At 48.0% G+C, this 24,369-nt stretch carries 10 protein-coding genes; 3 read left to right on the forward strand and 7 right to left on the reverse strand.

Annotated elements, in window-relative coordinates; genetic code table 11:
* The coding region (locus ACYQ11_RS15180; RefSeq protein ID WP_459924654.1) for a hypothetical protein at positions 1-209 on the forward strand (209 nt) is incomplete at its 5' end.
* Positions 206-1,411 (forward strand): RtcB family protein, encoded by a 1,206-nt coding sequence (locus ACYQ11_RS15185; RefSeq protein ID WP_459924655.1) that lies wholly within the window; start codon positions 206-208, stop codon positions 1,409-1,411. The genes ACYQ11_RS15180 and ACYQ11_RS15185, both read left to right, overlap by 4 nt.
* A gap of 52 nt (positions 1,412-1,463) precedes the next feature.
* Here the strand turns inward: ACYQ11_RS15185 and ACYQ11_RS15190 are convergent, their stop codons facing one another.
* The 3 genes from ACYQ11_RS15190 to ACYQ11_RS15200 form a co-directional block, all read right to left on the reverse strand.
* A complete protein-coding gene (locus tag ACYQ11_RS15190) occupies positions 1,464-13,373 on the reverse strand; it encodes an RCC1 domain-containing protein (RefSeq protein ID WP_459924656.1) in 11,910 nt (3,969 codons plus the stop codon).
* Positions 13,374-13,825: 452 nt separating this feature from the next.
* Positions 13,826-14,104 carry a hypothetical protein gene (locus tag ACYQ11_RS15195; RefSeq protein ID WP_459924657.1) on the reverse strand — a complete coding sequence of 93 codons (279 nt, stop codon included), beginning with the start codon at positions 14,102-14,104 and terminating at the stop codon, positions 13,826-13,828.
* Positions 14,105-14,234: 130 nt separating this feature from the next.
* On the reverse strand, positions 14,235-17,153 hold the full coding sequence (locus ACYQ11_RS15200) for a beta strand repeat-containing protein (RefSeq protein WP_459924658.1): 2,919 nt from the start codon (positions 17,151-17,153) through the stop codon (positions 14,235-14,237).
* Positions 17,154-17,453: 300 nt separating this feature from the next.
* Here ACYQ11_RS15200 and ACYQ11_RS15205 point away from each other — a divergent pair, with 300 nt between their 5' ends.
* On the forward strand, positions 17,454-19,703 hold the full coding sequence (locus ACYQ11_RS15205) for a tetratricopeptide repeat protein (RefSeq protein WP_459924659.1): 2,250 nt from the start codon (positions 17,454-17,456) through the stop codon (positions 19,701-19,703).
* A 114-nt stretch (positions 19,704-19,817) separates the two neighbouring features.
* Here the strand turns inward: ACYQ11_RS15205 and katG are convergent, their stop codons facing one another.
* From katG to ACYQ11_RS15225, 4 genes are all read right to left on the reverse strand, one after another.
* Positions 19,818-22,010, reverse strand: a complete 2,193-nt coding sequence (katG, locus tag ACYQ11_RS15210; protein WP_459924660.1) for a catalase/peroxidase HPI — start codon at positions 22,008-22,010, stop codon at positions 19,818-19,820.
* Between the two features lie 372 nt (positions 22,011-22,382).
* On the reverse strand, positions 22,383-23,735 hold the full coding sequence (locus ACYQ11_RS15215; protein WP_459924661.1) for an MATE family efflux transporter: 1,353 nt from the start codon (positions 23,733-23,735) through the stop codon (positions 22,383-22,385).
* Positions 23,736-23,747: 12 nt separating this feature from the next.
* Complete coding sequence (locus ACYQ11_RS15220) at positions 23,748-24,023, reverse strand: helix-turn-helix domain-containing protein (protein WP_459924662.1); 276 nt, start codon at positions 24,021-24,023, stop codon at positions 23,748-23,750.
* Positions 24,016-24,309 carry a type II toxin-antitoxin system RelE/ParE family toxin gene (locus ACYQ11_RS15225; protein ID WP_459924663.1) on the reverse strand — a complete coding sequence of 98 codons (294 nt, stop codon included), beginning with the start codon at positions 24,307-24,309 and terminating at the stop codon, positions 24,016-24,018. The genes ACYQ11_RS15220 and ACYQ11_RS15225 overlap by 8 nt, the downstream gene beginning before the upstream one ends.
* Between the last annotated feature and the right edge of the window lie 60 nt (positions 24,310-24,369).

The raw sequence follows: 24,369 nt of genomic DNA on the forward strand, positions 1-24,369 counted from the left end.
AACTCTTTACCAACATAGTTTTGATCATGTCAAGACAGTTCTTCATGACAACAGACAAAACGCCTAATTGCCAAGCAACCGATACGAAAAACGACGAGAGCTGTTTTTGCATCAATCGTGACAGTATGGTATATCATCGGACACTCGATGTGCCTGCGAAGATGAATCCTTGTTTCACACAAAAACAGTCAAAAGGACATTTTTTATGAAATGGACCAGAAAAGAAAACGATTATCGGGTACCGCTCAAATCCTGGTGTGAGGACATGGAAACCGAGGCCATGAAGCAGGCCGAAGATCTTGCCCGGCATCCCTCGGTCTTTCGCCATGTGGCCCTGATGCCCGACTGCCATCCCGGTTACGGCATGCCCATCGGCGGGGTGATCGCCTGTACGGACGACATCATCCCCAACGCCGTGGGCGTGGATATCGGCTGCGGCATGGGGGCGGTCAGGACCTCGATTCATGTTTCCGAGGCCGACCGTTTAAGACTGAGGGAACTGATCACGCGCATCCGCTCGGTGATTCCCTGCGGAGAAGGCCGGTCCCACCGGAGCAGTCAGAGCTGGAAGAATCTCGATGAAACGATTGACGATTTCGAGAAACGCGGGTGGTATTCCGGCCATGTCAAAGACCTGGCCGGAAAAAACCTGGGCACCCTGGGCGGGGGCAACCATTTTATCGAGGTCCAGGCCGGAGACGACGAGATGATCTGGCTGATGATCCATTCCGGCTCCCGCCATCTGGGCAACGTGATCGCCAAGTATTATCACCAGACGGCCCTTTTGCTGAACCACAGATCCGGCATCGCCCTGCCCTCCCCCGACCTGGCCTTTCTTCCGGTCAAAAGTCCCGAGGGTAAAAACTACATCCATGACATGAATTTCGCCCTGGCCTATGCCCGGGAAAACCGTCGGCAAATCATGGACCGCTTTATGGATGCCTTTTCATCGCTGTTCCCCCGGGCCGATTTCGATGCGCCCGTCAACATCCACCACAACTACGCGGCCCTTGAAAACCATTTCGGCCGGAACGTCTGGGTCCATCGCAAAGGCGCCACCTCTGCCCGCATCAACGAAACCGGCATCATCCCCGGGTCCATGGGCACCCCGTCCTACATCGTCCAGGGCCTGGGGAACCCCGAATCCTTCATGTCCTGCTCCCACGGCGCCGGCCGGGTCATGGGCCGCAAACAGGCCTCCCGCACCCTGTCCATCCAGGACTGCGACAAGGCCATGGGTAAGGTGGTCTTCGACCGCTGGAGCAAGGCCCGAAAAGGCCGGGGCAAGGGCGAATTCGACCTGGGCGAGGCCCCCCAGGCCTACAAAAACATCGACGACGTCATCACCGCCGAACTCGACCTGATCCGCCCCTTAACCCGCCTCCAGCCGCTTGCGGTGGTGAAGGGGTGATAACATAATTCTTCCTCAACAAGTGCTTCATACATTATGAAAAATATGAGAGCTAAATTTTTTCCGGTATCATCGGCCAAGCATTTCCATTTCCAAGCTGCCCATAACCGTTCGATCCCCAGGCGTATATTGAACCATCTTTTTTTATTGCCAAGGTGTGATATTGACCTGCAGAAATTGATTCCCAGTCCGTATCAGACCCAACTTGAGCCGGAGCCCTCAAACTCGTTGCGGTACCGAGTTGCCCATACGTATTACTTCCCCAGGTATAAATTGAACCATTTGATTTTTGTGCTATGGCATGATCGAATCCAGCGGAAATATCAACCCAGTCATTATCTGTGCCAACGCGGATCGGGACATAATTTTCATTGGTCCATGTACCGATCTGACATCCCCACGTATAAAGAGAACCATCAGTTTTAATCGCTATGGTATAAGCATATCCAGCAGAGACAGATGCCCAGTTCGTATCCGTTCCAATTCTCGTCGGGGAATGTTTGTCATCGGTCGTCCCATCTCCGAGCTGACCGTGATCATTTTTTCCCCAGGCATAAAGGGATCCATCCGTTTTTAAGGCAAAGGTGCAATCAGATACGACAGCGACCGACATCCAGTCATTGTCTGAACCGATGCGAGTGGGGCTATATTTACTTGTTGTTGTCCCATCACCCAACTGACCGCAATAATTATATCCCCAAGAATAAATAGATCCGTCCGATTTTATGGCTGCGGTGTGATCACTCCCGGCGGATACAGCTTTCCAGTCCGTATCCGTTCCGATACGGACCGGAGTGTACCGACTCTCTCTCGTGCCGTCACCGATTTGCCCCAATCCATTATCACCCCATCCGTAAAGAGACCCATCGGTTTTGATGGCGCTGATGTGATGGTAAGCGGCTGAAAGATAAGCCCAGTTGATGTCGGAAACCATAAGCGTCGGTACATGCTTGTCCTCCGTTGTTCCGTTACCAAGCTGTCCATAACCGTTTGCACCCCATGTATAAAAAGACCCGTTCTGTTTGATGGCTCCAGAGTAACAATAATCAGCCGAGACAGATTCCCAGTCGTTATCTTCTCCGATTCGCGTGGGGACATGCAGGTCAAGGGTCGGCCCATTTCCCAGTTGGCCGTACCAGTTATCCCCCCACCCATACAGAGAACCATCGTCTTTTATGGCCAGAGCTCGGTTGATGTAGACTGAAACAAAATGCCAGTCAGTATCCAGTCCTATTTGTGTTGGAACATTATCCCCAGACAAACCGGACTTCTTAAACCCCCATACAAAAAGAGTCCCGTCAGATTTTATCGCGGCGGACTGAGACTGGCCAGCAGTTGCAAAAACCCAGTCTGTGGCGATTCCAATCTGCGTTGGAACATATTTTTGACTATATGACCCATCACCAATCTGACCCCAGGAGTTGCTTCCCCAGGCATACAACGATCCATCTGTTTTTAGTGCCACAGTATGGTCCCAACCGGGTGTGACAGATTGCCAATTCGTTTCATCTCCAATGCGGGTCGGAACATTTTTTGAAATCGTTGTCCCATCCCCTAACTGGCCGACATTATTATAGCCCCAGACATATAGAGATCCGTCTGTTTTCAAAGCAACAGAATGATATTCGCCGGCTGAAATCGACTGCCAGTCCGAATCTCCTCCGATTCGAACCGGGACGTCTTTCGAAACGGTGGTACCGTCTCCAAGCTGACCGAAATTATTATTTCCCCAGGCATAAAGGGACCCATCTGATTTTAAGGCAATGATATAATTCCATCCCGTTGCGATGGCGACCCAGTCACTATCGGTCCCAATCTGCGTCGGAATCCTTTGTTCATAGGTTTCTCCATCACCAGTTTGCCCCCAAGCATAGAGAGTTCCATCATTTTTTAAGGCGACAGTTCCGTATCCGCAGGTTGAGACTGAGGTCCAGTTCGTATCGGTACCGATTCGAGTTGGTATATACCTATTTGTACGTGTACCGTCACCAAGCTGACCTGAATAATTCATCCCCCATGCATAAAGCGACCCGTCTGATTTTATGGCTGCCGTATGATGAATCCCCGCTGAGACGAATGCCCAGCTGGACATTGCCTGGACTTCTGGAGAGGGTGTGCTTTCACCATAATCATTTTCAGCTGTCACGATGTAATAGTAGGTGAATTCGCTGATAAGACCGGAATGAACAAACGAGGTTTCTTCTGTTTCAACCCGGTTACCGTTCTGGGGTGTCACACCGGGCTCATTCCCCCAGTAGATGTTGTACGTTATGGCACCATCCGAGAAATTGCCCCACACCTCATCCCAGGAAACATGGTTCCCATCAGTCTCGGCTGTCGCTTGAAGATTTGATGGTGGTGATGGCGCTTGACCCTCTGGTTCTTTGGTAATGACAATCATTGGTCGGCGTTGTGGGTCATCGTTCTTACTGGATGAAACGCTACCGTTGGTGTTATTGTTTTGCGTCGGAACCAGCTTAATCCCATAATTTGGAAAGTCACCGCGTTGCCAGCCGAGATAAAGATCTGTAATGTCAACGGTATGAAAACCCGTCGCCACAACCGGCTCACCAAAGTCCTTATAAAATTCGGACGAGGGGTTATTCCACAACGTTACAGCATCGGCTTCCCAAGGTTCGACAATCCGAAAAATCTGAAATCCCGGATCGTTACTTGTCGCACTAAAATAGAAAGTGACCGTGGCCTTGATGGTTTCGTCGGCGCTCGGTGCACTGGTAAGATCAAACTCAAATAAATTGTAATAATAATCGGCCCATCCTCCATCATACATGTCCTGCATGCCCGGGCATCCATTTTGGCAATACACGGTCCCATAAACGGTATCCTTGCCCGTTTCAGGTCCAGGTTGAATGACAACGGTATTGGCGCTTTCACAATACCCGCTGCCGTCCGGGTTATACACCAATGAATGGGTCAGCGGGCAATCCGGACAACCATAACCATCATCCCGGCATGTTTTGGGAACACATTCAGTGCCAACAAGTTTTTCACCCTCGGGACAGGCATCCGGTTCATTTTCAGTGGTGACATAAAATGAACCTGTGGCCCCGGCAATATTCAAAATTGTTGCAACGGTTGTAAGATAAAAAGATGACGATGTCACCCGCACACGGACCATGTCGCCGTTATTAACGACTCCCACAGAGTTCACATAGTCTCCACCATTGATCGAATATGTGCCACCGGCCCCTTCAATCGAAATATTGGAGGTAGAATACAATCCGCTGACCGTAATCTCATCTGAAGTAATGACGGAATTGATGGGTACTCCTGTTTGAGCAGTGAAAGAAAAATAATCTTCTGATTTATTGTCAATAGTTTCAATGTGAACCGGGAAATTTTTCCCATCGGTTGTACCGTCTCCAATCTGGCCGTGCTCATTCCCACCCCAGGAATACAGTGTCCCATCTTTTTTTAAAGCGACGGTTGATGATCCACCGGCAAATACAAACGCCCAGTCTGTATCTTCGTCAATGCGTGTTGGGACTGTTTTATTATCCCAGGTTCCATCGCCCAACTGTCCGGAAACATTATAGCCCCACGTATACAGCGTGCCGTCTGTTTTGATAGCGGCCGTATGCATGTATCCGGCGGCCACGGCGACCCAGTCTGTTTCCGTTCCGATCTGGATCGGATTGAGCTTACCACTTGTTGTCCCATCCCCAATCTGGCCAAAAGCATTATAACCCCAGGCATACAGCGAACCATCTGTTTTGAGTGCTACATTGTGCTGACCTGCCACTAAAATTGATTTCCAATCGTTTGAAGACCCAATCTGAGTCGGCTCATATTTGGACACTGTGGTCCCATCTCCAAGCTGGCCATTCGTATTGTATCCCCAAGCATATAGCGAACCATCAATTTTTACAGCCAATGTGTGGAACGATCCCGCCGAAACCGATAGCCAGTCCGTTTCCAACCCAATACGTGTTGGTGTATTTTTATCGTCAGTTGTTCCATCACCAAGCTGTCCATCTGTATTTTGGCCCCAGGTATAAAGTGAACCGTCATTTTTTAATGCCACCGTATGATAGGCTCCAACAGAAACAGTTCGCCAGTCATTGTCTGTTCCAATGCGTACGGGAACAAGTTTATTGATTTCGGTCCCATCTCCAAGTTGGCCGGAATCATTCCCACCCCAGGAATAAAGTGAACCATCATTTTTTAACGCAACGGTGTGGTACATCCCTGCGCCAACATAAGCCCAATCTGTATCGGTACCGATACGTGTCGGAATCAATTCATCATTTCCGGTAGCATCCCCAAGCTGCCCATAATAGTTTGCTCCCCAAGCATAGATTGAACCGTCTGTTTTTATAGCGGCGATATGTTGTACCCCAACAGCAACAGATTGCCACGTATCGTTCAGAATAAGCCTTGGGACATGTTTTTCAACGGTTGACCCATCACCAAGCTGGCCGTAAGAATTATTTCCCCAACCATAGAGTGAGCCGTCCATGGTTAATGCGATGGTATGCCTGCTACCAACTGAGACCAATTTCCAGTTCGAAGCTTCACCAATACGGGTCGGCACATGTTTTTCAACGATTGTCCCATCGCCAAGCTGGCCGTAAGAATTGTCTCCCCATCCATAAAGTGAGTTATCCGTCTTGATCGCTACTGTATATTTTTCACCCGCTACAACGGTTGCCCAGTCTGTATCAACACCAATTCGAATAGGTATATTCTTATTATCAAGCGTTGCATCCCCTAATTGGTCGTTTGAATTATGCCCCCAAGCATATAGCGATCCGTCTGTTTTGATGGCCGCTGTGTGACCATATCCGACAGCAACCGATGACCAATCAATATCAGTTCCAATGAGTGTTGGGACCAATTTATCGTCATTGGTGGCGTCACCTAATTGACCAAAATAATTCAGGCCCCACGTATACAAAGTTCCATTATTTTTGATTGCGGCAGTATGGTATTCACCGGCAGATACTAACAACCAGTCTGAATCATTCCCGATGCGAGTTGGAATATTTTTCCCGACGGTTGTCCCGTCACCGAGTTCTCCAGAATTATTCTTTCCCCATGCATATAAAGACCCATCTGTTTTTAACGCCAATGTGTAGTTATAGCCAGCGGAGACATATGCCCAATCAGTATCTGTTCCTATTTGCGTCGGTGTATCTCTGCCATCGGTAGTCCCATCACCAAGCTGTCCGGAATCATTTGCACCCCACGCATAAAGGGATCCGTTATTTTTTATTGCAACTGTGTGAGAATAACCGGCAGAAACGAGGTTCCAATCTGTATCTGTACCGATCCTTGCTGGGAATAATCTGTCGTTCTTGGTCCCGTCTCCAATCTGATTCCAAAGATTTGAGCCCCAGGAATATAAGGAACCATCTGCTTTTAACCCGACTGTATGATAATAACCTGCGGAGATTGCCATCCACGCCGAACCGGTATCAACCACAAATGAGCTTAAAACTCCACCAATAATCAATGCCGTTGATACAGATGCATTCTGTTCTGGTGACGAGGTAAGTCTGACCGTGACAATATCTCCGTTCGATACACTACCTTCGGAGTTGGTATAGCTTCCGCCGTTCACGGAATACATCCCATCGGCTCCGGATATTGAAATTGAGGCGTCTGCATTGATTCCGCTGACGGTAATCGGATTAGATGTAATCGGTGTGTCTGTTGAAACCCCGGACTGAGACATAAAAATGAAAGCGTCGGGTGTGGTATCTGTCGGCGTGCCAGCCTGCTCTGTCGCTACATTAAAATATCCATTGATTCCCCCAACATTCAGAATCGCTGACACTGTTGTATTATACAAGGATGATGACGTAAGTCTTACGGCTACGGTATCACCATCGGACACTGTGCCGTCGCCAGAGGTAAAGGCCTCCCCATTGATCGAATATGCCGCACCATCTCCAGAAATTGAAATCACAGCAAGATCGTTGATCCCGCTGATGACAATCGAATTCGACGTGGTCTCCGTGCTGATGGACACTCCGGTTTGTGAAACAAAGGTAAAAGCATCGGGGGTCGTATCGACTTGAAAAGGATCTGACACGTTTTGTGTAACGATCAAATCATCAACATAAATGTAGTGGCCTGTATGCCAGCCATAGGTATTCATAAAAATACTCAATGAATTGATCTCAGGCAGAAACGGACCGATATCATATTCGACTTGCTTGACATTGTTGATATAGTATTGTGCAATCCCGGTATCCGGGTCGTAAATTAACTCTTCATCAATCCAGGCATCCCAGACAGGATCAACTTTGTCACTCCAGTTCTCATAGACGTTGGGACAATCTCCCCGTGCATCCTCTTTGAACACCCAAAATCCATGCCTTGGCGTACAAGAGTCGGTTCCTGATGAGCTGTAATAATCATTTTGGTATGTGACACCAAAGTTTAATGGAGAATCAATAGAGTCATTTCCGATATTCATTACGGAGAAATAATAGTTGTTTGCATAATGAATCAAAACTTTTCGTTTAATGCTGATTGGACCGGAATTATACACTTCAAACGGCAGGCATTTAATCCGACCACCTTTATCTGTCTGGTTTTGTTCAAGTTTTAAAAACCCATCTTCTTCAGCCACCCTAACACCCAAGTCGGCAGTAAGGTCCCATTTGCTTGGATCCAGTTGATTGTCATTGAAATCATCCTGAAACAATATAACGGTTGTTATACCTTCCAAACCGGTCGTCACGGTAAATGTACCGGATACGCCCCCGATCGTTAAAGCAGCATTCACGGAACTATCGTAGCTTGCTGAAGACGTCAGCTGTACCGAGACCGTATCTCCATTGTTCACAATCCCCGAGGCACTGGTATAACTTCCTCCGTTGACGGAATACATCCCATCGGCTCCGGAGATTGAAATGGGGGTTTCTGAGTTGATTCCGGTGACGGTAATTTCATTGGATGTAATAAGTGTATCTGTTTCCACACCCGTTTGATCCACAAAGGAAAAGGTATCGGGTGTCGTGTCCTCTGGAGGTGTATAATCCTCTAAGGTTGTCACAGTAAAAAAGCCGGAAACGCCACCAATTACCAAATTAACGGATGACGTCGTATTATATTCCGAGGCTGAAAGCACCCTCACGGAGACGGTATCCCCATTGTTTACCGTCCCGGCGGCACTTGTGTAGCCCCCGCCATTGATCGAATACGTCCCGCCGGCACCGGATATTGTAATCGTTGCGGCGTCATTGACGCCACTGATTGTAATGACATTTGAGGTACAAATAGAATCCAAGCCAACGCCAACCTGGCTGACAAAGGCAAATCCATCAGGGGTGGTATCCGGTTGTTCCGTCGTCACAGTAAATGTATCGGATATCTCTCCGATCGTAAGTGTTGCCGTCACCGCAGTTTCAAACTCTGATGATGAAACCAGTCTCACGCTGACGGTATCGCCATTGTTTACAAATCCGGCAACGCTTGTGTAATCGCCTCCGTTGATCGAGTAGGTTCCAGTTGTCCCAGCTATCGAAATATCTGTGGAAGCATTGATTCCGCTGACGGTGATCGTATTAGACGTGACAGCGGTGTTTCTTGCTACTCCGTTTTGGGCATTAAAAGTAAAGGCATCCGGTGTTGTATCAGTTTGAGTGTTACCCGACTCAGTCGTAACACTAAATATTGCAAGGCTTCCCCCAATTGTGAGAAACGCGGATACTGTTGTATTATAATCAGGAGAAGAGGCCACTCGTACCCTGACCATATCACCGTTAACTACCGTTCCAGGTACATGGGTAAATCCCCCACCATTTATCGAATAATCAGCATTATCGCCCAATATTAAAATTTCTGTTTCGTTGATTAAACCATTGATAGAAATTTCATTTGATGTGACAATTGAGGACCTTAATACATCTGTTTGATCAGTAAAGATAAATTCCGATAAAGCATTTTTTGACCCAATTTTATAGGGAGAAGCTCTCCAAGCCGTGTCATCACCGAGTTGGCCATATTTATTCCCACCCCAGAGATAAAGTAAACCGTCAGAATTTATTGCGGCAGTGTGATCATACCCGGCCGCCGATAATTTCCAATCAATCTCATCACCAAGTCGTTTTGGACCATTTTTATAAATCGATGAGCCATCATCCCCCCAAACATAAAGTGATCCATCTGTTTTAATAGCTGCCGTATGATAATATCCTGTCGAAAGAGATCTCCAATTTGAATCTTCTCCAAGACAGGTAGGGATATCAACAATTGTTCCTATCAATCCTCCAAGTTGTCCGGAATAATTATTCCCCCATGCATAAAGGGAATTCTCCGATTTTATCGCTACGGTAAAGTCAGACCCGGATGATATAAAAGACCAATCGTTATCTGTTCCAATACGTATTGGGAGGATGGAATTTTCTGTTGTCCCGTTACCAAGTTGTCCATTGTCATTACCACCCCACGCATAAATAGAACCATCACTTCTTACTCCAATGGAATGTGTACCGCCACCCGACACGGACAACCAATCTGTTTCCGATCCAATTTGCGTTGGAGTTAGCTTATCGTCTGTCGTTCCATCACCAAGTTGACCAAAACAATTATGTCCCCATGCATAAAGAGATCCATCGCTTTTTACAGCCAACGTGAAGTCGCTTCCTGCAGATACATGAGTCCAATGAGAATTACGATCTATAAGTGTTGGTACATTTTTATCAATACTGGTTCCATCACCAAGTTGGCCAAAAGAATTGTCTCCCCATGAATACATTGAACCATCTGCCTTAATTGCAACAGCATGATACCACCCGGCAGAAATGAAAGCCCAGTCACAATCAGAACCAATACGTGTTGGAATTTTTTTACCAATGGTTGAACCATCGCCCAACTGACTATTTTCATTTAGTCCCCATGAATAGAGACAGCCATTTTCGTCGACAGCAAGTGTGTAACCATACCCTGTAGAAACAGACATCCATTTTTTATCAGCTGTTATAAGCGTCAAGCCATCCTTATTGCCTGTGTTAGAATCTCCGAGTTGCCCATATTCATTACCACCCCAGGAATAAATCGAACCATCATTTGTTATTCCGACAGAATGAAAAGCCCCCGCTGAAACAGACACCCAATTTGCATTCAAGTCAATTTCAGCGGGTGTGTTTCTATTAATTGTCGTGTTATTTCCAAGCTGGCCAGAACTATTATATCCCCATGAATATACCGTTCCGTCTGATTTCAATCCTACAGCATGATAAAAACCTAATGAAATATACGACCAGTCATTATCCTGGCCTATCTGAGTTGGCACAGACTTGAATTGAAAGGTTCCATCACCCAATTGGCCCAGATGATTATCACCCCAGGCATAAAGAGAACCATCGATTTTTATGGCTGCAACAAAATTTTTCCCGATAGATGCCATACGCCAGTCGGTATCAGTTCCGATACGTGTCGGACTATGTTTATCACCAGACGTCCCATCACCAAGTTGGCAATATTTATTGTAACCCCAGGCATATAAACTACCGTCATTCTTGATAGCTATTGAAACGGAGTCGCGGATAGACGCAAAAAACCAGTCAGAGTCATTCCCAATACGTGTCGGATTATAGCGACTAATTGTCGTGCCGTCTCCAAGCTGGCCGTAACTATTCAAGCCCCAAGCGTACAACGTTCCATCTGATTTGATGGCCATAGTGTAATCATTGCCCGCTGAAACTGAAGCCCAATCTGTATCCATACCAATCTGTATTGGAGCATGTTTTTCAAGATCCGTTCCGTCACCCAATTGCCCAACATTATTTGCCCCCCACGCATAAAGAGAACCGTCTGTTTTAATAGCTACTGTGTGATGATATCCTGCTGACACGGATTCCCAGTCTGTATCCGTGCCAATACGTATCGGAACATTTGATGTATTATGCCAGGTTCCGTCTCCAAATTGAGCATAATAATTATTTCCCCACGCATAAAGAGAACCATCTGTTTTTATGGCTACCGTATGTGACTCACCAGCGGAAATAACAGCCCATTTTGATTTGGATGTAACGTTAAAGGAGCCCACAACATCTCCAATGGTCAACGATACAGAGCAGATAGAATTATAATTGGATGAGGATGTCACTTTTACTGTTACGACATCACCGGGGTTCACAGTTCCGTTCAAATCAGTATAGTTCTCACCGTTAATCGAATAAGTTCCATCCTCCCCTGTTATGGAAATAACGGTAGCTGCATTTATTCCTCTTACTTCAATTGGATTTGACGTAATTATTGTATTTAATGCCACTTCTGTTCGAGGGAAAAATACAAAGGCATCCGGTGTCATATCCTCTGGAACGGTATCCGATTGTGTCGTAACGTCAAAGGAGCCATTAACGCCACCAATATTAACGTTGGCTGAAACTGTTGAGTCATAGTCGGGAGATGATGTGAGCCGCACCGTCACCCTGTCACCATTATTGACTGTTCCGACAGAATTTGTATAAGCACCACCATTAATCGAATAGGTAGCATCAGCGCCTGATATGGAAATTATCGATGGGGTGTTGATCCCGCAGATTGTAATTTCATTGGAATTGATAATGGTGAATAGCCCCACACCGGATTGAGACTGAAACGTAAAGACATCCGGAATCGTGTCTGCAGGCAAGGAATCTGATTCCGTAGTAACAGAAAACAAACAGTTGAAATTTCCAATAGTCAAAACAGCCGTTACAGTGGTGTTTTCAGTCGATGCAGATATGATCTGGACACAAACTGTATCCCCGTTTTGAATTGTTCCCGGAGTATTGATAAAGGGTCCGCCGTTGATCGAATAAGCTGCGCTGTCTCCGGAGATGGAAATGGGAGCCGCTCCATCCAATCCGCTCACGGTGACTGTATCCGATGTAACAAACGTGCTTGCCGAAACGTCACCGGGCGATGTAAAGCTGAATGAATCCGGCGTAATATCCAAAGAATAATTGGTTTTTGAACTCATGGTTTTATAATCTATCGGAGGTACCCATTCTCCTGTGAGGGATTGCCCCATGATTTCAAGAAAGTCATTGTATCCTGAAGCAAAGGTGTAATCTGAGCAAATTACATCAAAGCTGTCGGCCCATGTGGGCCGGAATGCCGAAAGAGAATCCGGAAGTTCGGGGAAAACAAGGCTCGTACGTGAGGGCTGGTTGTAGAGAGTATAATGAAAGCGCTTCGAATCCCCGGACTTTGACAGAGTGACATTTATGGCATCGGAATCCGTGTTATTCCCGTTCCATGATATCGTTGGGGTTCCGGTTCCCATCGTTGCCATGGACAAGTCCGTCGGGACAGGCCGACTAAAGTCAACCGTAAATTCCGAAGGCGTTTCCGATCGGCCGTGGAGTCCAATCCATGATTCATTTTCACCATCATCATCCGGGTCCAGCATCAACGTAAGTGAATAGATTAAACGATCCCCAAGTGACGGTATATAATAAGACTCAACCGATGAAGGAAGAGGACCAAAAATCTTTTTTTCATCAATTTCATATCGGCTTGATTCATCGAATGACTGGTTGATTGAATAATAAAAATATGAGGCACTTAAAGGGATATTGTCAAAATTAAAGTTCAGTAAACCGAAATCTATTTTGTCTATGGATAAATCCAAATCCATCCCATCGGTATAAGATTGATCCACAAGAACGCCATACCCCAGGGGGTTGTCATCTGAATCATAGCCGATAACCACAAAGGACAGGGTTCCGTCATCCTGCAAATCATCCTGGTATACCGATATAACAACAGACGAAGAGTCATTGTAGTCCGGATAGCTGTAAGACACACCACTCAATTCCCAATGATCCACCCCAACATGGTCCGTTATATGAATGGTCACTGTACCCACAAAGGTTGGCGGGGTAGAACCTTTGTCATCGACTCGAATAGTCACTTCAGCGAGGTTGACATCATAATATGTCATCAATGAATAGTGGGTCACATTATCGGAACCGATATAACGATAGGTCGCTGTCACGGTGGCGTTTTCCGGAGGATTAGAAAATGTGAATTCGCCGTGATCATCTGTTTCACCGAAAGATACCAGGGAACCATCGGGCTTTCCCAACACAACCACGGCATGGGAAACCTGGTCAGAATCGGAATTCACAACCCTTACGGTAAGAGATCTGGTCTGGATCTCACCGCCCCCTCCGCCGTTATCTCCACCGCCACTGCTCCCGCATCCTGATAAGGCGATCATCAAACCAAAGACCAAGCCCCAAATAAAACACGAGTTATTCAGTAAATGTCTTGTTTTCACGTCCCCCCCATTTTTCATGAACCTTATCGAAAGATCGTCATTGCAGATAGTTAGCGGACAACCGTTGTTGTAAACTCAAAATTAAAAGGCCATGCCCGCTATTGTTTGCGGACATGGCCCTACAGAACACGCTCCCATTCAACCGTTATGTATCGAACGGCACTATTCTATCTGGCACACGTCGATGAAATCAATTTGGCATTGTGCCTGTTCACACCGGTAATGGCGAGGATAAGAGCCACAATGTGGAACGGAAGCAGAAGAACAATGCCAAATCCAAGCGTAATGAATGTAATGAACATCAAAATGACTTCAATTATCGTCATGAAAATAGCTGATGTTGCACCCACATAAAACAGGCCCAGTCCTCCAAATAACAGAGTCAAGACAACAGCCACACCCGTACTTTTTGATTGTGTCAATATAACAGCGGTATCCTTATCCATATTTCCTCCAATCCTCTAATTTAAAATTGTTTATAAATATTTCATGGCTAAAAAACAGTCCGCATCTCAAATTCAGGATAGACAATAAAAGAATTTCAAAACAGCATGTTAAAAACATAACTATCTAAATTCAATCACCATTAATATAATCATACGTTGCCTCTGCTTGGGTTATTTCATAAAATTCGGGAGCAGTAAACGTTCCTTCGTAATAGTCTTCCATAATTTCTAAATGTTCATTATAACTCGAAAAAATTGACGATTTAACAAAACGAACATTTACACTGTCTGCAGCCAATGGTCTGAATTCACGAATTGAATCTGGAAGCTGTGGAAAGACAACACTGTTACGTGTCGGTGGGCAATATAGGCCATAGTCATATTCATGCCCGTTTGAAAAATAATACATATAGATGCTGACATATGACGTATTGGCTCCGCCGCCCCATGATATGTTAGGGCTTTCGGTGCCTACAGCGTCCATAAACGGATCAGAAGGCATAGAGAGTAATTGATTGAAATCGATCAGGAGATTACCAAGATTATCTGACTTTTTGAAGAACACGATACCGTTGTCATAGTCACCCTCGTTATAATAAAGCCTTAGGGAATAAAACCAACTGTCGCCAACACCGGGAATGTAGTTTGCGTCAACAGTTGCTGGTATGGGTACTTGATAACTATCACTAAACCCACCGATGCTCTCTGCTTTTCTTACCGGGGAAATCCCATACGAGATGGAATACGCAGTATCAGGAACATTACTGAAATCAAACGTCACTGATTCAAAGTCTGTATGGTCGATCGATATTCCGAGATCCATATCATCGGAAACAGCGTGATCAAGAAGGACACCGTATCCCACGGGGTTATAATCTGCATCATACCCAATCACCACGACAGAAAAGTTTCCATCGTTCTGAATATGCTCCTCATATACCGTAAAATTTTTGACGTATGAGTTATAAGGGTATCCTGAATCATCCTCCACACCGTATAGATGCCAATATTCCGCACCAACCGAGTTTGTTATCGTCAATGTCCCATTGCCCAGGCCGGTGTAGTCGTATGAGTTTGTTCCATCCTCAACACTCAGCGTGATTTCGGAAACATTGACATCATAATACGCATTCAAAGAATACGAATACTCGGTCTGCCATTCAGGAATGTAGGCAAATGCGGCCGTAACCGTTGCATTGACTGGAGGATAGCTGAACATCACTTCTCCGTTTTCATCGGTTATGCCGTAGTTGACCATTTCTCCATTGGGCGCACCCAGAACCACGGTCGCATCGGGTCGAACTTGGTCATTATCACCCAACACCCGGACTCTCAACGTGCCATCGGTCGTCATAGCTTCGGAACAGGTCGTAGCCGTAAAAATGCATGTTAAAGTTCCAACGGTTATGCTTGTCGATACGGTCGTTTCAGGACTGGTCGATGAAGACATTTGTATGCGCAGGGTATCACCATTTGTCAGGATACGCGTAGCGTCGGTGTACTCCCCGCCATTGATGGAATATTTCCCATCATTGCCTGTGATGGAAACGGCTGTCGCGGCATTGATTCCGCTTACGGTTACTTCGTTGGATGTAATGATCGCATCTCGAAAGACATCGACTTTAGGCGTAAACGTAAAGGAGTTGGGTGTTGTATCCGCTACATCCCCACCCGTTTCAGTGGTTACATTAAATATACCCGACACATCGCAGATTGTCAGTACCGCCGAAACGGCTGCGTTATAATCCGAAGACGAAACCACCCTTAAGCGGACAACGTCTCCGGCAAGAACGATTCCGGTTGTACTTGTAAAGGCATTGCCGTTTATAGAATATGTCAGATGTGTAGAATTTTCTCCTTCGGTATCGGTAATGGAAATGCCTGTAGGCTGGTTTATGCCACTCACAGTGATCGGATTGGATGTTATTAAACTGCTTCGGGCCACCCCGCTTTGGGAAACAAAAGAAAACGCCTCCGGGGTATAATCCATGGCCGCTGATCCCAGCTCCGTGATGACGTTAAATGAGGCCGAAACATTTCCAATGGTCACGATGGCGGATGCCGACATGTTGTTGCTCGATGCAGACGTCACCCTGACACTCACGGTATCTCCGGGAGCGACCGTCCCCGGAGAACGTGTATAGAGTCCTTCATTGATTGAATAACCGATCCCGCCCGAAATGGATATGGATGTCGGTGTGTCAATTCCTCTCACGGTGATCTGATTGGACGTTATGGCCGTAAGCGTCGCAACATCCGTCTGGCTTATAAACGAAAATGAGTCCGGGGTGACATCTCTCGCTCCCCCTTCGAAACCCGTGGTCACGTTAAACGTAACAGAAACGCCACCAACCGTCAGAATAGCGGCCACCGTGGTGTTATAGCTTGAGGACGACGTAAGCCTTACGGCAATGGTATCTCCATTTTTCACGGTCCCTGAAGCACCGGTATAGATGCCCCCGTTCACCGAATAGCTTGCCCCTGTACCTGAAATGATGATGGACGCAGCGCTGTTAATACCAGTCACGGTAATCGTATTTGAGGTAATGATTGTATTTCTGGCCACATCATACAGATCATCAAAGCTGAATGGGTCGGGTGTCGTATCGCTTGAGGTTCCGTTGGACTGTGTTGTCACGTTGAATGAGTTTGACACGCCCCCAATTGAAAGAATTGCTGAAGTGGTCGCATTGTAACTTGACGATGAAACAAGCATCACACTAACGACATCACCATTAGCCACCGTTCCATCGTCATCGGTGTAGATCCCGCCATTGATTGAATAGGCAGCCCCTGTTCCGGATATTACGATCGATGCAGCGACATTGATCCCAGAAACAGTAATCGTATTGGATATGATTTCGTTTTGTATCGGCACATCACTTTGATCAACAAAAGAAAATGGGTTCGGGGTCGTGTCTCGTGTAAGAATCGTTCCTTGATCCCCGTCATCATTTCCACCGCCACTGCTTCCGCATCCTGAAACATTGATTAACACCCCAAGTGTAAAAAAAATCAGAAATCCGACCCTAAAAATTGGCCTAAGCATCCCCACCCCCATATCATTGACTGAATTTAGACTGAATTTAGTACTTCATGATTGTAAATTACGAAAACATTAACGTGGTAGGCATTGTATCCATTATAAATCAACGTCCACCAAGATATCTAAGGGAACAAGTGAAGCAAGATCAATCGCTTTTTTGATTATTTGATTTTATATATGAACATTGTTTGAATTTATTAATTAAGATATTGCAGATTGTCAATCATTCGTATATACATAAAATAATAAACCATTCTACTATTATTTTTTTAGAACATTCTATTTTGAATCAGGAATTTTAGAATGAAAAAGTATAGAAGCCAGTTCTCTGAGGCGATAAATCGGATGTTTCCTACCGTTGAATCGTATGAATCGTTTAAAAACAGCCATCATTCTGAATTAACAGAACAGATCATGGATCGACTTCTCGCATACGCCCATATGTTCAACTACATTCAAGAAAGACGGGAGGCCGAGCTGGTTCAATGGATTAGAGCATTATCCATGTCGCGCAATACGGATCATTTGAATTATGTTGTTTTTTCAGATGCTATCGCGACGATTGCACAGGGTGCTTCCGTCAATAATCTGGTTGACTGGCTGAATGTTGTCGCAGAGGATCTTGGGTTTCCTAAGGTTCAAGCCTCGATGATTACTCGACTGAAACAAAACAGCCAATTCAGAACAATCCGCCAGCAGTTATTGATGCGGCTCATCGCGTTTTGGGTTGGATTGAAACGTCCTCAATTACCCTATACATATCAGACATTAACGGGTACACCCACCGACACTCACGCAATTGTTGAAGAAGAAGCCGACGAGGATGAAGGCGTCCGTCTGGATCTGACATTTCAAAAACATGGTGAGATCATTGATTTTCAAATGATAGAATGGCTTAAAAATGAATTAAATCACATCATTCATGACATGAATCTTTTCATTGTTGTTGGGAAAAAAGTTTTATTTCAATCGACAACGACTGCAAGTCTTAAAATCAAAAAGGCAAGGGGCCCATCCCTCGAACCCCGGCTTTATTCTCAAGCCATGCGCCATGCTCTTGTGATCGCTCATCAAATTATCACTCGATGGGCCATATCCCCGTTTAATAGAAAACAGATCCCAATGGTTGTGGGAATTGCGGCGGGTAAATTTACAAAACTATCCTCTCAGCTTCAGTACGTGATTGATGCAAATCTTCCTGAAAATCACACCATCCGCTTGACCGATTTTGCAAAGCTATGCATCGGTATGACTGACGCAAAAATTATCTTTCACTCGAAACCAGAGACATACAAAACGCCCCATGGCGATTTATCAATATGGGTCATCAAGCATTTCTGGTTTCTATATTTCGATTTCATACCTCAAATGCTTGACCGGGATATGATTCCTGTTGACATCGTTTCCTATGAACATTTCCAACAATCCATTCATTTTCCAAACATTGAACCCACTTCGATAAACGGAACGGCCATTTTATTCGCATTACGAAAATTTCCTCAAAATGAAACGCTCATCATCGAAACGGCAAAGGTCTGCCTCGCAAAACGGATGTTCCAGGAGTCGAACACCATCCTCTCAAGCGTTTTCGCATACAACCCTTTTAACCCGGTGGCACGATCTCTTCGCATGCTCATCTATTTGAACATGGCCATGGAACAGAAGGACATGTCTGTGTTTGAATTATATTTTGAAAATGCGAAAAAAGAAGGTGACTTTGTTTTGAAGTACTGCCCTGAAGATGAAGAGATCTGGTGTGAATACGGTCTTCTTTATTGGACTCGTGCCATTTATATTCTCAGACAACTTCGAACCCATGCCATAAAAAATCAGCCTGAACGGCTTGCATTCAAAGAACGCCTCCTTTCGGATTTCAAGGAGGCGGAAGACTGCTTTCAAAATGGAATGATTTTTTCTCCGACGGTCAACCGTCCAGGATTTTGGATTGTCCATCTGAAAAGCCTCCATGAACTGATACGTCATGATGAAACGATCACGGAGTCAACCACAGCCATTCAAGACACCCTGGCAATCTATTCATTCGAAAGTACAAAATTTTTCATATCTCTGGGCTGGATAGAGCCGGCGGTATTGGAGATAACGAACAGTCAAGAGATCATTTCCCATCTTGAAGCATTCATAAAACGTATGAGCCAAGCCATTCAAACCTATGACGGTTCCGTTCATCTTAGAATGTACAAGCCGAACGTATCCTACTCCATTGCGACCGTTCTATGGGATTTCAGCCCTCTGATTACGGTTGGAATTGCAAAATCAACGATGGAATGGCTGGAAAAGGCCCGACATCAGGCAAGACAGCTTTGTGAGACCAATACAGGAATTTTTTCTATTATTTCATGGTATTCACACATCCAGGACCCCATCCATTTTATCGATTGTGTCACCAGTGCCATCAAAAAAATTCACGACTTCGTCGACACCCATCTCGACAAAGCCGATGACTATCTAATCGATAAGGATCGCCTCGATGGTTTTAAACTTTTCCCACTGTTTTTTGATGAAGACATAAAATCGGGCATTCTGTTTCAATAAAAAAACGGCTTAAAAAAAGGCCCGGACATCCAAAAAAAAGGAGGTCCGGGCCTTTTGGGTTTCAGGGTGTTTCACCGGTCGGTCATGGCGATGGGCGTTGCTTTCTATACCCGATCAGGCCAGATCGAAGCGGTCGAGGTTCATGACTTTGGTCCAGGCGGCGACAAAGTCGGTGACGAATTTGTCTTTGGCGTCTTCGCAGGCATAGACTTCGGCGATGGCGCGGAGCTGGGAGTTGGCCCCGAAGACCAGATCGACCCGGGTGCCTGTCCATGTCGGTTTACCGGTAGCGCGGTCAAAACCTTCGAAGACCTCGCTGTCACCGGGTGACGGTTTCCATTCCGTTCTCATGTCCAACAGATTCACGAAGAAATCGTTGGTCAGGGTCTCCGGACGGTCGGTGAACACGCCAAAGCAATTGCCCACGTTGGCGGCAAGGGCGCGCATACCGCCGACGAGCACCGTCATTTCAGGGGCGGTCAGGGTCAGAAGCTGGGCCTTGTCGAGCAGCAGATCCTCGGACCTGACGGCGAATTTTGCCTTGAGGTAGTTGCGGAATCCATCGGCCACCGGTTCGAGCACGGCGAAGGATTCCACATCGGTCTGGGCCTGGGTGGCGTCTGTCCGGCCGGGTGTGAAGGGAACCGTCACGGCATGACCGGCTTTTTTCGCGGCCGCCTCCACGGCGGCGCAGCCGCCCAGAACGATCAGGTCGGCAAGGGACACTTTTTTGCCGCCCGACTGGGCCGCGTTGAATTCTTTCTGAATGCCGGAAAGGCGTTCGATGACCGCTCCCACGCCGGCCGCCTGGTTGATGGCCCAGTCTTTCTGGGGAGCGAGCCGGATGCGGGCGCCGTTGGCCCCTCCGCGCATGTCGGACCCCCTGAACGTGACCGCCGAGGCCCAGGCCGTGGACACCAGCTGGGAAACGGTCAGGCCCGATGCCAGGATTTTGGCCTTGAGGGCTGCGACATCCTGATCGTTAACGAGCGCATGATCCACGGCAGGCACGGGATCCTGCCAGATCAGTTCCTCGGACGGGACCTCGGGACCCAGATAGCGCGAACGAGGCCCCATGTCCCGGTGGGTCAGTTTGAACCAGGCCCGGGAAAAAGCCTCGGTGAAGGCCTCGGGATTGTCGTGGAACCGCCGGGCGATAGGCGCCAGGATTGGATCGAACTTCAGCGACATATCGGCCGTGGTCATCATGGGCCGGTGTTTTTTTGAAGGGTCATGGGCATCGACGACCATGTCCTCGTCGGCGACATCCTTGGCCAGCCACTGATGAGCCCCGGCCGGACTTTTGAGCAGTTCCCAGTCGTATTTGAACAGAACCTTCAAATACCCCATGTCCCACCTTGTCGGATTCGGTTTCCAGGCGCCCTCGATCCCGCTGCTGATCGTATCGCCGGCCTTGCCCTTCCCAAATGTGCTCTTCCAACCGAGGCCCTGATCTTCGATGGGAGCGGCTTCGGGTTCCGGACCCACATGGCTGGCGGGACCGGCGCCATGGCATTTGCCGAAGGTATGGCCCCCGGCCACCAGGGCCACGGTTTCTTCGTCGTTCATGCCCATCCGTGTGAAGGTATCGCGGACATCCCGGCCCGACGCCACAGGATCCGGATTGCCGTTCGGCCCTTCCGGATTCACGTAGATCAGCCCCATCTGGACCGCGGCCAGGGGGTTTTCAAGATCACGGTCGCCGGAGTAGCGCTTGTCCCCCAGCCATTCGGTTTCCGTTCCCCAGTAAATATCCTGCTCCGGTTCCCAGACATCCACCCGCCCGCCCCCGAAGCCGAATGTCTTGAGCCCCATGGACTCCAGAGCGCAGTTCCCGGCGAGGATCATCAGATCGGCCCAGGAGATTTTGCGGCCGTATTTTTTCTTGATCGGCCAGAGCAGCCGTCGGGCCTTGTCGAGGTTCACGTTGTCCGGCCAGCTGTTCAGGGGCGCCAGGCGCTGGGAACCGGACTCGGCTCCCCCGCGGCCGTCATTGGCACGGTAGGTGCCTGCGCTGTGCCAGGCCATCCGGATGAAGAGGCCGCCGTAGTGGCCCCAGTCGGCAGGCCACCAGTCCTTGGAGTCCGTCATCAGGGCGTAGAGGTCTTTCTTGACGGCTTGAAGATCCAGTTTTTTGAATTCTTCGGCATAACGATAATCCTCCCCCATGGGATTGCTCTTGGCGGAGTGTTGGTGAAGCATGTTGAGATTCAGCTGGTTCGGCCACCAGTCCTTGTTCGAGGTGCCTTTACCGGCAGAGGCCATGGATGTTTTTCCCGTAACCGGGCATTTGTTAGCGTCGCTCATCTTCGACTCCTTTCAGGTTTGAGTTCAGATCATTGACAAAACGTTACCGAACGTAGCGGGAAACGACGATCGGCATAGGAAATAAAGAACGATTATTATCATAAGACGCCGCGCCGGACCGCCTGGAGTGGATGACGCGGATCGATCGCCGGCCGGCTGTTGTCGGTCAACCGGCAAGGGGAAGGAGGAATGGTCGGGGGGAACCCGGTAAAACGTCGGCACCGCGAGTCACCCGGATGGACCATGATGTTTTCCCTCAGCGTCGAACAGTTCAGGAAGCTTATCAGAAAAAAACCGGGTGTGAAAGATTTTCCTGATATCCTGTCAGCCGATGGCCTTAAAAACCGTTCAGATCAGGATACGCCATGACGGTCACAGCGAACGGGGCATGCGACAGATCAGATGGAATCGGGTCAAGACCATCAGAGCCGAGGCCGTCAGACCGGCGAAGAGCCCCAGCCAGACGCCGGTGACGCCCATACCTGAGGTGATGCCCAGCACATATCCCGCGGGGATGCCGATGATCCAGTAGGCGATAAACGTCATCAGGGTGGGGATTTTCATGTCCATGATGCCCCGAAGCATGCCGATGCCCACGGTCTGGGCCCCGTCGGAAATCTGGAAGACCGCCACGATCAGAAGAATGCCCGCCGTGATGCGGATCACCTCGGGATCGGTCACGTAGAAACCGGGAAGGACGGTGCGAAGGCCGATAAAGGCCAGGGCGAACACGGCCATGAACAACGACACCAGGGCCAGGGCTGAAAAACCGGCCATCCTTGTCTCACCGATATCCTGCCGTCCCAGGGCCGTCCCCACGCGCACGGTGGCGGCCGAAGACACGCCCAGGGAAATCATGTAGGAAATGGAGGCGAGGTTCAGGGCGATCTGATGGGCCGCCAGCTCAAGGGTTCCAATCCAGCCGATAACCAGCGAGGCGCCGGCGAAGGAACTGACTTCAAACACATACTGGAAACCCGCGGGTACGCCGATGGAAAGCAGTTTTCGGATCATGGCCGTATCGATGGTTCGGTATCTGAGGCTGGGATCGAAGGCTCTGAGGGACGGGCTTCGGGCAATGACAACAACCATGGCCACAGCCATGAAGGTTCGGGAGCTGAAGGTTCCCAGGCCCGCACCGGTGAGGCCCATGGCCGGGAAGCCGAGGTTGCCGAAAATGAACACCCAGTTGGCAAACACATTGACGAGGTTGGCCAGAAGCGTGATGACCATGGCCGAGGTGATCACGCTCAGGCCTTCGGCGAACTGTTTGTAGGTCTGGAACACCATGACCGGGACAATGGACAGGCCCAGCATCTTCATGTAGATCCCGGCGGGCTGGACGATTTCAGGGGGCTGGTTCAGAAAGCGGATGCTGTCGGCCAGCACAAAGGTCAGCATGAAAAGACCGATCGATGTCACAAGATTGACCAGAAGGCCCTGCCTGAGCACCACCCCGCAGCGGGCCTTGTCCCCGGCGCCGAAGGCCTGGGCCACCAGGGGCGTGACGGCCATGGAGACGCCCAGCCCGAAGACCAGAACCAGAAAAAAAAGCACCTGGGCCACGGCTGAAGCGGCCAGGGGTACGGTGCCCACCCGCCCGACCATCACACTGTCCGTCACCCCCATGAGCATATGACCCAGCTGGCCGACGATCAGGGGAACGGAAAGACGGAAGGTGTGACGGATATGGGTGATAAAACCCATGGGTTGATATTGAGTCATGAACGGTTCGGGCTATGACACACGAATTTCGACGATACTGTTGACCGCTTCGGCATATCGTTTCAATGACCGCAGACTGGGCAAGGGGTGACCGGATTCAAGACGCGCAACGACCGACTGTGTCGTTCCCATCCGTTTTGCAACCTGTTCCTGTGTCATACGGGCCTTCATCCGCGCCTGAATCAATTGTCTGGCCAAAGAGAACTCATCTTCAAGCCGAACATATTCACTCACGAAGTCTTTGTCTTTAAGGAGTTCATTTTTTAAATCCGACATCTTTTTACCCATTTTTGACCTCCTTCAATCTGGAAAGCGCAAGGGCTATTTCCTTCGAAGGTGTTTTTTGACTTTTTTTGACAAACACACGAAGTATCACAACCCGCCTGCCTACCCGGGTAACATACAAAGCACGAGCGATACCTGATTTACCCTTGCTTCTAATCTCCCATAGTTTTTCCTGAACATGCCGCACATACGGCATCCCAAGAAATTCAAGGCCATGGGATTCAATCAATTCCGTAATGTGAACCAGACGCGCCTGAAGATCTTTGGGGAGTCCTATGAACTCATCCACAACGGTGTCATTCAGAAATTCAACGGTCCAATGATTCAACATGGGGATACTATAGCATTA

The organism is Desulfatiferula olefinivorans (assembly GCF_054657895.1).